At 43.6% G+C, this 13,816-nt stretch carries 9 protein-coding genes and 1 pseudogene; 7 read left to right on the plus strand and 3 right to left on the minus strand.

The features are described from left to right. The 6 genes from AMJAP_RS04440 to AMJAP_RS04465 are packed head-to-tail and all read left to right on the plus strand — an operon-like array spanning position 1 to position 6,831. Positions 1-1,119, plus strand: coding sequence for a glycosyltransferase (locus AMJAP_RS04440; RefSeq protein WP_019621865.1), 1,119 nt, complete (start codon positions 1-3; stop codon positions 1,117-1,119). Then, on the plus strand, positions 1,116-2,204 hold the full coding sequence (locus AMJAP_RS04445) for a glycosyltransferase (RefSeq protein ID WP_019621866.1): 1,089 nt from the start codon (positions 1,116-1,118) through the stop codon (positions 2,202-2,204). The genes AMJAP_RS04440 and AMJAP_RS04445 overlap by 4 nt, the downstream gene beginning before the upstream one ends. Next, positions 2,149-3,519 carry an O-antigen ligase family protein gene (locus AMJAP_RS04450; RefSeq protein WP_156815202.1) on the plus strand — a complete coding sequence of 457 codons (1,371 nt, stop codon included), beginning with the start codon at positions 2,149-2,151 and terminating at the stop codon, positions 3,517-3,519. Before AMJAP_RS04445 ends, AMJAP_RS04450 begins: the two co-directional genes overlap by 56 nt. Further along, entirely contained in the window at positions 3,516-4,841 is a 1,326-nt protein-coding gene (locus tag AMJAP_RS04455) for an oligosaccharide flippase family protein (protein ID WP_019621868.1), read from the plus strand. The genes AMJAP_RS04450 and AMJAP_RS04455 overlap by 4 nt, the downstream gene beginning before the upstream one ends. Beyond that, entirely contained in the window at positions 4,832-5,845 is a 1,014-nt protein-coding gene (locus AMJAP_RS04460) for an acyltransferase family protein (protein ID WP_019621869.1), read from the plus strand. The genes AMJAP_RS04455 and AMJAP_RS04460 overlap by 10 nt, the downstream gene beginning before the upstream one ends. After that, positions 5,842-6,831, plus strand: a complete 990-nt coding sequence (locus AMJAP_RS04465; RefSeq protein ID WP_019621870.1) for an acyltransferase family protein — start codon at positions 5,842-5,844, stop codon at positions 6,829-6,831. The genes AMJAP_RS04460 and AMJAP_RS04465 overlap by 4 nt, the downstream gene beginning before the upstream one ends. Before the next feature lie 121 nt (positions 6,832-6,952). Here AMJAP_RS04465 and AMJAP_RS04470 read toward each other — a convergent pair. Then, a pseudogene (locus AMJAP_RS04470) lies at positions 6,953-7,150 on the minus strand (transposase); the annotation flags it as partial. Positions 7,151-8,253: 1,103 nt separating this feature from the next. Between AMJAP_RS04470 and AMJAP_RS04475 the strand changes: the two are divergent. After that, the gene (locus tag AMJAP_RS04475; RefSeq protein ID WP_019621872.1) at positions 8,254-9,669 is read left to right on the plus strand and encodes a mannose-1-phosphate guanylyltransferase/mannose-6-phosphate isomerase; all 1,416 of its coding nucleotides are present in this window, start codon (positions 8,254-8,256) and stop codon (positions 9,667-9,669) included. A 675-nt stretch (positions 9,670-10,344) separates the two neighbouring features. Here the strand turns inward: AMJAP_RS04475 and cysN are convergent. Then, positions 10,345-12,246, minus strand: coding sequence for a sulfate adenylyltransferase subunit CysN (gene cysN, locus AMJAP_RS04480; protein WP_019621873.1), 1,902 nt, complete (start codon positions 12,244-12,246; stop codon positions 10,345-10,347). Further along, entirely contained in the window at positions 12,246-13,145 is a 900-nt protein-coding gene (gene cysD / locus AMJAP_RS04485; RefSeq protein WP_026340130.1) for a sulfate adenylyltransferase subunit CysD, read from the minus strand. The genes cysN and cysD overlap by 1 nt, the downstream gene beginning before the upstream one ends. Positions 13,146-13,816: the final 671 nt, after the last annotated feature.

Here is a 13,816-nt window from a genome sequence, read left to right on the forward strand (position 1 = left end):
ATGTCTGAAAAGATTATAAACCAAGAGCATGTCGCGGTTTTTATGCATGACTTCCGCGGTGGCGGTGCAGAGCGGGTTTCCATCTCGCTTTGTAATGAACTGGTCAGGCACGACGTAAAGACCACAATTATTGTAGTTAACAACAAAGGGGAGATGGCTAGACAGATTAGCGAAACTGTCAATATTATTGAGCTCAAATCCATGCGCATGGCTACGTCTTTCTGGGAACTGAAGAATGTTGTTAAAAAAATAAAGCCAGATAAGGTCATATCTCATATGACTCACGCGAATGTGACTGCATGTATTGCTAGTCTGTTGGGTGGCTTCAGAGAGAAGTTGTTTATCGTTGAACACAATCAAATGCAGAGAAATTATGAGGTTGTTAGGAAGCGTAGCGTTAAGCTTGCATATCTGCTCGCCAAAGTCATTTATAAAGCACCCAAGAAGATTATTGCGGTTTCAGAAGGGGTGAAAGACAGTGTCTGTGAATATACGTCTGCCAAACGGGAAGATGTGGCGGTTGTCTATAATCCTGTGGTGACAAATAGAATATTAAACCATGTAGTTTCAGAAAAAATTGAGCTTCACCCTTATTTTAATGATGATGTACCGGTTTTTGTTATGGTCGGTAGTCTGACCATACAAAAGAACTATTCTCTTTTTCTGCAGGCTTTCAAAATGTTTATTTGTAAACAGGATGCCAGAGCCGTTATTTTAGGTGAGGGAGAAGAACGGCAAAAACTGGAAGCGCAGAAAGAGCTCCTTGATCTGAGGGGTAAAGTAGATTTTGTCGGCTTTGTTGATAACCCCTATGATTATATTGCAAATGCTGATGCATTTGTTATGAGCTCATCTTGGGAAGGTCTGCCAACAGTATTGATAGAAGCGCTTGCGCTGGGAACTGTCGTTGTATCTACAGATTGTAAGAGCGGCCCCAGAGAAATACTTGATTCAGGTAAGTATGGCTATCTAGTGGACGTAGACGATGTGAATGCTTTGAGTGAAACAATGTTTGATGCACTGAATAACGCTAACTTTGATATTAAGGCAAGGAGTATGACCTTTACTGCTGAAGCGTCAGTGAAAGGCTACTTTAATGTTATACGAGAAGGCGCATGAAAGTTCTTGGTGTCGTAACTCATAACAATATGGGGGGCGCCCAAAAAGCAATGGCCAAACTGCAGGCTCATGTAAAAGAGGCAGACTTCACGATTGTTTATCTTTACGGGATAGGGGAAGAAGGCGGCATGATCAATGGGGACGTTTTGGTTGGTTCGAAGAAGTCCTTAATAGTGAAACATCTGCTCATAGTCTTAAGGCTATTCGGTTATATCAGGAAAGAAAAGCCTGATGTTGTGATTTCGTTTCTGCCGTTGGCCAATGTTTTGGTGCCTCTAGTGGCGATGTTGTTGGGTGTAAGGGTAAGGGCAATATCCCACCGCAATCCGGTTTGGACCTATAATTGGGTATTGCGCTGGCTGGATCGTCTTTGGGGTTGTTGGGGAATTTTCACCCACGTAATTGCCAACTCTGAAGCAGTGAAGAGTTCAGTGAACCATTATTCCTGCCGATACCGGAGAAAGTTGGTAGTGATCTATAACGGTATATCGAACGTAAACGGGGCTGATGATATTGATCATGTGCTGGATAAATACGGTATCTCCGATAAGAAGTATGTAGCTGCAATCGGACGGCTAAGCCAGCAGAAAAGATTTGACGTTTTGATCAGCGCCCTGGCAGAAGTTAAAGGTGTAAGTCTGGTTATCGCTGGGCATGGCGAGCTTTATGAAGAGCTCAGTATGCTTGCAAAATCAGAGGGTGTTGACGATCGTGTTTACTTCCTTGGGGCTCTACCGCACGATGATGTCATAGCGATCATGCGAGGAGCTGAATTGTACCTGCAGCCAAGCGAGTTCGAGGGGCAGAGTAATTCGTTACTCGAAGCTATTAGTATTGGCTCTGTGGTTGTTTCCAGCAATATAGATCCCCAAATAGAAGTACTTTGCGCCTATGATAGTGAGGCTGGGGTTATTGTTGAATCATGGGACCCGAGTGCATGGGCTGAATCGATAAATAATGTTTTGGCCATTCCCTACGAGCGGGATCGTTTACATAGAAATGCATTAGAACGCTCTAAAGATTTCTCTGTTGAAAAAATGGCGTCTTCCTACTTGGGGGTATTCAAGGATGCTCTCGCAGAATAAACATGCAGATTATGGGAAGGAATTGTTCAGAGTTGATCGGGGTTTTTACCTGATTGCTTTTATATTTTTTGTTGTATCTGGTGGAGCTCTTCTTTTTTTCTCCAAACTTTCCGGCGTGAGTGGAAGAGGGGGGGGGAATGTGTTATTTCAATTGATATCTCTTACTATTTACGGGGTATGTTTTTATTTAGTGATTCGAAATCATGCTAAATCTGCACTCTTTATAGTTTTTCAGTCGTGGCCTTTAGTGCTGTTATTGGTGTTGTGCTTTTTTAGTTTCTTGTGGTCTGTTGAAGCGTCGACCAGCATAAGGCGCTCGATCGCACTTGTTTTAAGTTTTCTGTTTTGTCTTTATGTTGTTTGCAGGTATCAACAAAGCCATATAATTTACATGATATGGTTTGTCTGCGTACTGATTGCTGGATTTGGATTTGTGGCTGTTGCTCTGCCTGGCTGGGGAATTGATCCTAATAATTATTCTTATAGCATGGCTTGGCGTGGATTGTCCGGTCATAAGAATGACTTTGGCCGCTATATGGCGTTGGGGTTGATTACATCTATTTATCTTATGTTTTTCAGCAATTTTAGAAAAATTATTTTTGCAATGATGTCTGCAGTATTTTTTGCATTTCTAATTTTAAGTCAAGCTAAAACTCCCCTCGCTTCAGCTTTGCTTGTGCTCTGTCTATATCCGGCTATCCGGTTTTATGTCGTAGGTAATTTCATAGAGAAAAATAGAGCTATATTTGGCACTTATTCCCGGATGGTTATCTTAACTGTCTGTACCGCGTTAGTTATAACCTGTGGTTATTTGGTTGTTGAATACATGATTCTTGCGTTGGGTAAAGACTTGACACTTACAGGGAGAACAACGATATGGAGTTACGCATTAATGATTGGAGAAGACCGGCAGTGGTTAGGTGCGGGTTATAGAACATTCTGGGGTGAGACGTTGACTGGAGATTTCGACTATTATAATCCGTATTGGGTAACGGTAGAGTCATTTAGAAATGGGCATAATGGATTGATCGATGTTTACCTTGAGCTGGGTTATATGGGTTTCTTTCTTTTTCTTTTGTTTTTAGCTGTGTTCTTCAAAAAGCTATTTCTGACTGGAAAAAGTTGCACCATACTTAGGCGCGAGTATATATATTTTATGTCTATCTTTATGTTTTACTTGATTTATTCTGTAACAGAACAGGTGACGCTTAAGCAGTCAGAATTTTTATGGATGATTCTTATGATGTTCTTCCTGTGCATATCTAAGAACTTTAAATTGAGAAGGCTCCGCGGCGAAGGTGTCCTGAAAATATGAAGGATATTCTTTCCAAAGTAAGTGCTTCGTTCTTTCTGAAGATTATTTCTGCTGGATTAGCATACCCTATTGCTATCCTGTTAGCCCGACAGCTTGGTACTGATGGTTACGGTGTATACGGCTTCGTTTTAGCGGTGGTAGGGGTGTTGATCTACCTGGTTGTATTTGGTTTTGACCAGTTGGTTGTTAAAAACGCAAACCATATTAACGTTCCTGATGGCGGGAACGGGACGTATCCTATTCTGAGCTTTGCTTTTATCGTTATTTTCTGCCTGTCGCTTCTGGTTTGGGCTAGCTTCTATGCTTCCAGTTTTTTTATTGACTCCATAGAGGATCTGAAGCTGGAGATCATGATTGGCCTGCTGATTCTGCCAATATTTGCTTCCAGACGAATCTTTACCAGTTACCTGAGGGGTGTTGGCAATCCGGTGGTGGCGATAGTACCTGAGGCGCTGATACAGCCGCTGATAATGCTCACCCTTGTACTGCTCTCCTACTTGCTTGGTATTGGTCTGGGGGCGGATCTAGCATTGCTGTTTCAGCTGACAGCGTATGCTTGCTCTGTTATGTTCATCGGTTTTATTTGCGTAAGTAGGTATAAGTTGGTTCCTACCCCGGTAAAAGAATTCAGGCAAGTGATTAGGTTTGGTTTCAAGGAAGGGCTCCTTATTTCCGGGTTTTACATGGCGATCATGGCAACAGCTGAAGGTTTTGCTATGTATATTGATCGTATTATGCTAGGTATTTTTAGTAGCCTTGGTGATGTCGGTATATATTTGGTGGCTGCTCGAAATACCAGCTTTGTACTTTTTGTCGAATCTGCATTTCTCTTGGTGACTATGCCCCTTATTTCAAAGGGGTATAGTTCCGGTCAGGATTTAAAGAAGATCATTTCCTTGCAGACATTGTTAGTGTTTCTGGCAGTAACAGTGTTTGTTGTGTTTTTTTTCATTTTTGGAGAGTGGTTGGTAGCCCTGTTTGGTGAGGGATTTCATGATTCCTACAAGCCTCTTGTCTTGCTGAGTTTAGGTTATCTTATCGGTGCATTATTTGGTGCAGGCCCTCATATTTTGATGATGACTGGGTGCGAAAAACCAGCCAGTATAATATTGTTGTTCTCTACTGTGCTCAATGTCATTCTTAACCTAGCTCTAATTCCTATATATGGCATTATGGGGGCGGCAGTCGCTACGGTAGTTAGTGAGATTTTGAAGAAATCTCTGGCTTATTATAAATTAAAATCTCTTACAGGAATTGACTCATCTTTACTTACGGTCAGATATATTATTAATAGGGAAAGTCTTCGCTACCTATGGAAATAGATTATAAAAAGTCTCTTGTGATTAAAGGCTTTGCCGTTTTTCTGATGCTTTTTCATCATCTATTAGCCTTTCCAGATCGTGTACCGGAAGGTGCTTTTACAGATGGTATTTGGCTGGAATCCTTAACCACTCTCTCTGGATATGCGAAGATATGTGTTCCTGTTTTCTTCTTTGTATCAGGCTATGGTTTTTCTATTCTGTCTGAAAGAAGGAAGTACACTTCGATTTCTAGGCTAAAGGTATTCTATTCGTCCTATATGTTCTATTTCCTGCTTTGGGCATCTGTAGGCTTCTTTGTTTTTTCCAGCACGTCTGTATATCCCGGCACGGAAGATATAGTTTTTAAGTATGATGTATACAATCTTTTTATGGGTTTTTGGGGACTTGATAGTACCTATAACAGGGAGGCTTGGTTTGCTGAGATATATATTTACTTAATTTTTTTGTTTCCAGTGATACGTAGCTGGAAGCTTCCATTTCTTTTGATTGTTTCAGCCGTAGGGTTTCTGTTTTCTTTTTACCTAATGAAGCAAAATCCAACTCTTGCGGTCGATGATTTGCTTTACTGGCAACCATCTTTCATATTTGGTGTTGTTCTATATAAAGTTCGTCATACCATAAATATACAGAAGCTGCAGAGCTCTAGTTTTCTGTCTGTATTGGTGTTTTGGATCATAAATACAGGTTGCTTTATGATATGGTGTTTTCTTGGGAAGAATATACTGAACTTTATAACGCCTGTTGTCGTATTGTCGCTATGCCTAGTATTGGAAAAGGGTTTTTTGACACAAATATTCAGTAAATTTGGTAAGGTTTCATTGCCCATGTGGCTGATTCATCCGTTCCTGTGTTATTACTTCTTTGATGATTTTATTTATGGCTTGGGTGGGGTTGTCCAGTCGTTTTTCGTTTTGGTGTCGTTTACTTTTGTGCTGTCCTTAGTTTTTGAATTTATTCGAAAAAAATCTTTAGTATATTTTAGTTTTGAAAGGAGGGTGCTATGAGGTGTATTGGTTTTGATGTGGCGAAAGGGCTGGCTATATGCTTAGTTGTTGTATTTCATTCCCTTCAGGGGGTAGCCAAAATTCCAAGCGCCAGTGAGACTATATCTCTGACTTCATACTACTTCAGTTTGTGGCTGATGCCAGTTTTCTTTATCATCTCTGCTGTGCTTTCTGTTAACAGTATCAAAGGTGTAAACAGTTCAGTATATAAAAAAGGTTCAGAACTTCTGTATATCTATGTTTTGTGGAGTTTGATTATTTATCTAGTCAGGCTGTTGTTTGATTCTATAACTAATACCAACATGGAAATTGATGAAATACTATATATTCTATGGGATCCTTTGCCGACGATATGGTTTGTTTATGCGCTCCTGTTGTCTTATCTTTTTACTTGGGTTCTGCGTAACGTTAATGGAACTCTGGTGATATTTGGTGCCTTTTTGTTGTCGGTTTTTAATTATTATACTGAGTTTTTCTCCGGAACTATAATGGATAGGTTCTGTTGGATTTATATTTTCTATGTAATTGGTTATTTTTATTCTGACACGATAATTGATTTCTTTAATAGAAAAGGTTATTTGGTTTTGACTTTTTTGACCTTTTTGACTTTATCAATCTCTCTTTTTTATTTAGGAGAAGGTTTCTTTCCATTCTTTCTATTTCCTTTTATATCTTTAGTGCTTGCATTTTCATTTATTCGAATTTGTTTCTTTTTAACTGCTTTTATACATCATAAAGTTTTGGATCTACTTACATTTTTGGGAGTTATTAGTCTGTATATATACCTCACTCACTTTCCATTACCAGCGGCATCTAGGGTGGTTCTAGGTAAAATTGGTTTTACTAATGAATTGCTAATGGTTTTAGCTCCTATGATGGTGGCGGTCCTAATAGGTTTCGTATGCTATAAATTAGTGCGCTTTAGGATTGTTAAAGCGATGTTCTCATTTAAAGAGGCAGTAGCTATATTTAAATCATCGAGATAGGCAGAGCTATGGTCTATTAAATTTGACCACAGTTTTCTATTCAATCTATGATCTTTGTTCTGATTCGTTTGGGCTTGAACTGTTACCATTCGCGAATTCAACTCCTAAGTGCGACACTATCCTATGCAGCCTGAAGCAGTTCTCGAAAGACCACTTCTGGCTGCCTAAAGTCAAGGCATTTCCTTGGCCTTAAATTCAACAGGTGTTGTGCTCGCCGCACACCTTCAGCTGAAACCAAGCGCAGATCTATACCCTTCGGTATGTACTGGCGCAGTAATCCATCAAAGTTTTCATTTAATCCTCGCTCCCATGATGAATAGCGAGTCCCGGGGTCAGGTTTCGTCTTTTGCTTCTATCTGTTTGACTATGCGGCTCGCTCTTGAGTAGTGCAAACCGAAGTAATCTCCAATTTGCTTTAGGCTGTATGCGCCGCTTTGATACGCCTTTGTTATAGATTCGTCTCTCTCTTGAAATTTATCAGAGTAATATGCGATAGGTTTAGCTACCTGGCGTCTCTGAACTTTGGGTATATCATCCAGTTTTTGCTCCAAAGCCATTTTGCATTGCATTTCATCCACAAACGCTTTATCGCCAAGGTAAATCTGGTTCTTAAGGTCTTCCCATGAGATGGTTGATTAAGTCCTTGGGACACAAATATTTTATATTTTGCCGTGGCCTCGGTTCTTTGTTGGTCAAAGGCCGATAGCATCCAATCAGTTGATAGCCAGGGTGGTGTGGGGTTAATGCCAGCGGTACTTAGGTGGCTACTCCATGGCCATTCTTGGGCGGAATGAACCATGCGTGCCCGTACAGGGGTGAGTACGATGTATCGTGCTAGTTCCAGCAAGTAGCTTTTTTGAATTAGTATTGCTTTATTATGGCTATGGGCAATACTTCGAATAAATTGGCGGGTATAAATCCCATTAAGCTATCGCATTTTTTATATAGGCGGCTAAAAGTTTTTTCTATCAAAAGATGCTAATGATTTGACATAAGTAAGTAGGCTTGTATCTCCTCGTTATAACGTTACTGATGCTGCTTAATTTTCTCAATTAGAGTATTGGATCCTTTTCCTGTGAATAGATGTCATCTTGTGATGGCGTGATAGCTTTGTTGCATGAGATCACTACAACTATCCCCTATTTTTGATGTTTTTGCATATGACTAGGTTTATAGAAGTCTTTCTAAAAGTAACAAGCAACGCCTAAGCGTTTACGTATTACTTCGTGCTTTCTCTCGCTCCATTTTGTCTGTGTCGGTATACTTACATGCTTATATTATATTGACTCACTATGTAACTCATTCACTGTGCTTTTTGAGTAAGACTCTATTATCAGTAGCCGTCTGAAGCTAATATGTTGAATGCTGGGACGTGAATAACCACACCAAGTGGTATTTCATAAATGAAAAAGGACATACCGTATGATCCCTGTAATTATGGCTGGTGGCTCTGGAACCCGTTTGTGGCCGCTCTCCCGTACTCAGTATCCAAAGCAATTTCTACCGCTTAACAGTGATCTTTCTATGCTACAGGAGACTGTTAGTCGCTTGGGAAATGTAGATCAGGTTAGTCTTATCTGTAATGAGGAACATCGCTTCCTCGCAGCAGAGCAAATGCGTGTGCTAGATCAGCCTTGTTCTATTTTTCTTGAGCCGGTTGGACGAAATACAGCGCCGGCTATAGCGCTTGCCGCGTTAAAGGCTGTTAATAATGGGCAGGGCAGTGAGTGTTTGCTGGTGTTGGCAGCGGATCATGTGATTGAAAATGAGCTGATTTTTCAACAAGTAATTGCTCAGGCTGAACCTCTGGCGAAAGAAGGGGATCTTGTTACTTTTGGTATTGTGCCTACACACCCTGAAACGGGTTATGGGTATATAAAAGCTGATGTGGAAGGGCAGAAGTCCGAAGCGCAAAAGACAGAAGCTTATCCGGTAGCTGAGTTTGTTGAAAAGCCTGATTTGGCTACTGCAGAGTCTTATTTGTCTGAGGGTGGGTATTACTGGAATAGCGGTATGTTTATGTTCCGTGCTGACCGATACCTTGAAGAGCTGGGTAAATTTCGGCCTGATATTCTTGAGGCTTGCCAGAAGGCGATGGCAGACACTGCGACAGATATGGATTTTGTACGGGTTAAAGCAGAGGCATTTGAAGCTTGTCCAGATGAGTCTGTTGATTACGCGGTGATGGAAAAGACTGAGCAGGCGGTTGTACTGCCGCTTGATGCTGGTTGGAGTGATGTGGGGAGTTGGGCTGCGCTTTGGGAGATTAAAGACAAAGATGCGAGTGACAATGTGCTCAATGGCGATGTAATCGCTCACAGTACGACGAAATCTTTTGTGATGTCTTCTGATCGCCTGGTTACGACTCTGGGTGTGGATAATCTGATTGTGGTTGATACCCCTGATGCTTTGTTGGTTGCTGATAAGAGCAGGATTCAGGATGTTAAAAAGATCGTTGCTGATATCAAAGCTGCTGGTCGTAATGAGACGTTCCAACACCGGGAGGTTTATCGTCCCTGGGGTAAGTATGATTCGATTGATATGGGTGATCGCTATCAGGTGAAACGTATTACGGTGAAGCAGGGTGCTAAGTTGTCGCTACAAAAACATCATCATCGAGCTGAACATTGGATTGTTGTGAGCGGTACTGCCAAAGTTACTATCGGGGAAGTGACCTCTCTGGTGACTGAAAACCAGTCTACCTATATTCCATTAGGTGAAGTTCACTGTCTGGAAAATCCGGGTAAGGTTGACCTGGAGCTGATTGAAATTCAGACGGGTTCTTATCTGGGCGAAGATGATATTGTTCGGTTTGAGGATCGGTACGGAAGAGCTTAGTTTTTGTAGGAGGTACGCCCTCGTGCCGATTCATTTGTCTTGGTGCTTGCTGAGGGTTTTATCGGCGTGAGGGCACGCCTCCTACAGGTTAGAAATCGAAGTCCGAAAAGCGGTTTTTTGTAGGAAGTACGCCTCGTGCCGATTCTTATAGGTTGGTGGATGTGAGGGTTTTATTGGCGTGGGGGCACGCCTCCTACAGGTTAGAAATCGAGCTCCGAAAAAGCGGGTTTTTGTAGGAGGTACGCCTCGTGCCGATTCATTTGTTTTGGTGCTTGCTGAGGATTATATCGGCGTGAGGGCACGCCTCCTACAGGTTAGAAACCGTAGTCCGAACGTGTTGCTTGTCCGAAGTCCGAAAAGCGGGTTTTTGTAGGAGGTACGCCCTCGTGCCGGTTCATTTGTCTTAGTGCTTGCTGAGGGTTTTATCGGCGTGGGGGTACGCCTCCTACAGAGAGCGAAAAGATTCTAATCACAGAGGTCACAGAGAAAATCGATTCAATAAAGCCCTTCTCTGTGTCCTTCGTGTTCTCTGTGGTAAAAATCTTATTAAATAGCCCTTGGTACCCAGAGGGCATGATAAAGGGTCTCCTACAGGGTAGATGGTTTTGTAGGAGCTGCGTCTCGCTGCGATTTGGTTTATCGCCCCTGGAAGGGGCTCCTACAGGTTAATAGCCCTTAAATCATCGCTTTCTCTTTGAGGAGTTCGATGACTTTGTCTGCTGCCTGTTCAGGTGTCATTTCTACCGTTTTCAGGTTTAGCTCGGGCGCTTCCGGTGCTTCGTAAGGCGAGTCGATGCCGGTGAAGTTTTTAAGTTCTCCGCGACGCGCTTTCTTATACAAGCCTTTTACATCCCGGTCTTCAGCGATCTCAAGGGGGGTGTTTACAAAGATTTCAATAAACTCTCCCTCTTCCAGCATGTCTCTTGCCATCTTTCTTTCAGCGCGGAACGGTGAGATGAAGGATGAGAGTACGATCAGTCCTGCATCTACCATCAACTTGGAGACTTCTGCGATACGGCGGATGTTTTCTACCCGGTCCTGGTCGGTGAAGCCCAGATCATTGTTCAAGCCGTGGCGGACGTTATCACCATCTAAAAGATAGGTATGGTGTCCGGATGCCAGTAGTTTCTGTTCTACCAGGTCTGCGATGGTTGATTTGCCTGAGCCGGATAAGCCAGTGAACCAGATGACGCAAGGCTTTTGCGTTTTCAACGCGGCCCGGACATCTTTATTCACTTCGGTATGTTGAACCGTAATGTTGGTACTTCTGCGCAGCGCGAAGTTTATCAGGCCAGCACCGACGGTATTGTTGGTCATGCGGTCGATCAATATAAAACTGCCGGTATCACGGTTAGTTTTATAAGAATCGAAAGCGATGTCCTGGTCCAGGCTGATGTTACATTCGCCTATGCCATTCAGTTCCAGCTTCTTGGCTGCCAGGTGTTCCATCGTATTGACGTTGACCTGATGCTTAATATCGGTAATTGAAGCGGTGACGGTTTTGGAGCCTATCTGCATCAGATAAGTACGACCTGGCATCAGCGCTTCTTCGTGCATCCAGATCACAGTGGTTTCAAACTGCTTACCGATAGAGGCGGGTTCTTCCGCTGAGGTGATCATGTCGCCACGGGAGATATCAATCTCATCGTTTAGCGTCAGGGTGATGGATTGGCCTGCGACTGCTTGTTCCAGATTGCCGTCATAGGTCGAGATCGACTCTATGGTGCTTTCTTTACCCGATGGCAGTGCGCGGATCTTGTCTCCCGGTTTGATAACGCCGCTGGCCAGTTGGCCAGAGAAACCCCGGAAATCCAGGTTCGGGCGGTTTACCCATTGAACGGCCATGCGGAAAGGCTCTTTCTGCATCAGTTCATCATCAACTTGAACCGTTTCCAGGTAACCCATCAGTGTGGTGCCATGGTACCAGGGCATGTTGTTGCTTGGCTCGGTGATGTTGTCACCAGCCAGTGCCGACATCGGGATAAAGGTGATCTGCTCGATACCGATCTGCTTAGCAAATTTGATGTAGTCTTCTTTAATCTCGGTGTAGGTCTTCTCTGAGTACTCCACCAGATCCATCTTGTTGATGGCAACAACAATATGCGGAATGCCAATCAGCGATGCCAGATAGCTATGGCGGCGAGTCTGCGTCAGGATGCCACGGCGGGCGTCGACCATCAGAATTGCAACGTCAGCGGTGGAAGCACCGGTGACCATATTACGGGTGTATTGTTCGTGCCCCGGAGTATCTGCAACGATAAATTTGCGCTTATCTGTCGAGAAAAAGCGGTATGCAACATCGATAGTGATGCCCTGCTCACGCTCTGCTGCTAAGCCGTCAACCAGTAGGGCGAAGTCGATGTTGTCGCCCTGGGTGCCGAATTTTTTTGATTCGGCTTCTACCGCCGCCAGCTGGTCTTCAAAGAGTAGCTTTGATTCGTATAGCAGGCGTCCGATCAGGGTGCTTTTACCATCATCAACGCTACCGCAGGTGATGAAACGAAGCAGGCTTTTCTGTTCATGGTCTTTTAGGTATTGAACGATATCTTCGGATATCATGTCTGATGAATGTGCCATTAGAAGTAGCCCTCCTGCTTTTTCTTCTCCATGGATGCGGCGGAATCGTGATCGATCATCCGTCCCTGGCGTTCTGATGTTTTCGTTAGCAGCATCTCTTGTATGATGGCCGGCAGTGTATCTGCGTCAGATTCAACGGCACCCGTTAATGGGTAGCAGCCAAGCGTTCTGAAACGTACACTTTTCATCATGGGAACTTCATTCGGCAGGAGCGGCATGCGCTCATCATCAACCATGATCAGTGTGCCGTCCCGTTCGACAACGGGGCGCTCTGCAGACAGGTAAAGCGGTACAATGGGGATCTGTTCCAGGTAGATATATTGCCAGATATCCAGCTCAGTCCAGTTCGACAGTGGGAAGGTGCGAATTGATTCGCCAGGGCGCTTGTTGGCGTTATAGTTTTTCCACAGCTCCGGGCGTTGATTTTTTGGATCCCATCGGTGATCAGCGGTACGGAAGGAGAAGATACGCTCCTTGGCCCGAGATTTTTCTTCATCACGACGGGCGCCACCAAAAGCAACATCGAATTTGTACTTGTTCAGGGCTTGTTTCAGGCCTTCTGTTTTCATGATGTCGGTATGTAGCGCGGACCCATGGGTAAACGGGTTGATATCTTTCTCAACGCCTTCCGGGTTTTTGTAGGTGATCAGTTCGACGCCCAGATTCTTAACCAGCTCATCCCTGAAGGTATACATTTCGCGGAATTTCCAGCCTGTATCAACATGTAGTAGAGGAAAAGGAGGCTTTGATGGGTGAAATGCTTTCATCGCCAGGTGCAGCATAACAGCGCTATCCTTGCCGATTGAATATAGCATAACCGGGTTATCTGCTTTGGAAACAACTTCGCGCATTATTTGAATGCTTTCTGCTTCCAGTCTCTCTAGATGTGTTAATGCCATCGTGGTCCTCACATATGACTGAATAGATTCGTTTTCACCCGTTTGCGGCGTTAGATCCGGCTGGGTGTCGCGTATGGATGTTGCATAAGTTAACAGGGTGACTCGTGACTGGTTAGCCAGCCATTGTTGTATATCGAGGTGCTTTACTAAGGGTGCGCTATGAAACGAAATCACCATCTCAGTATTTATCATATGGCTGAGCCGTTCCAGAAAGCGGATTATGCTTTTACTGTTGGGTATGCCGGTAGTCGCCAGCCAGTATAGTGTGCCTCTGAAATCTTGCGCATAGATGAAATAACCTTCTTCTTTAGCGTCTTTCAACTTTACTGAGGTAGATAGGGGGGCTATTCCAGCTTTAAGGACTCTGCTTTTAAGTGATTTCTTTATCCTCTCATCATCAATCTCTGGATGATGCTGTATCAGCCATTCTTTTACTGAGGTGATACTTTTGGGGGTTGGCGATGCAGTGATGCCCCAGCCTTTCAGATAGCGGTTGATCGTTTTGGTTGAAACCTCATGCTGATGAGTGCTGAACCAGGCTTGAACTTGAGACGTACTCCATAAGCCGTTATCGTCCGGCAAGTTGGAAAGCATAAAGCTGAGACAGTCGTTTTGAGACCCTGGACCTGACCCTAAGGCTTTGGGGCGGCCACGCTTTCCGGTATTCACTG

This window comes from Amphritea japonica ATCC BAA-1530 (assembly GCF_016592435.1).
In the GTDB taxonomy this organism is placed as follows: domain Bacteria; phylum Pseudomonadota; class Gammaproteobacteria; order Pseudomonadales; family Balneatricaceae; genus Amphritea; species Amphritea japonica.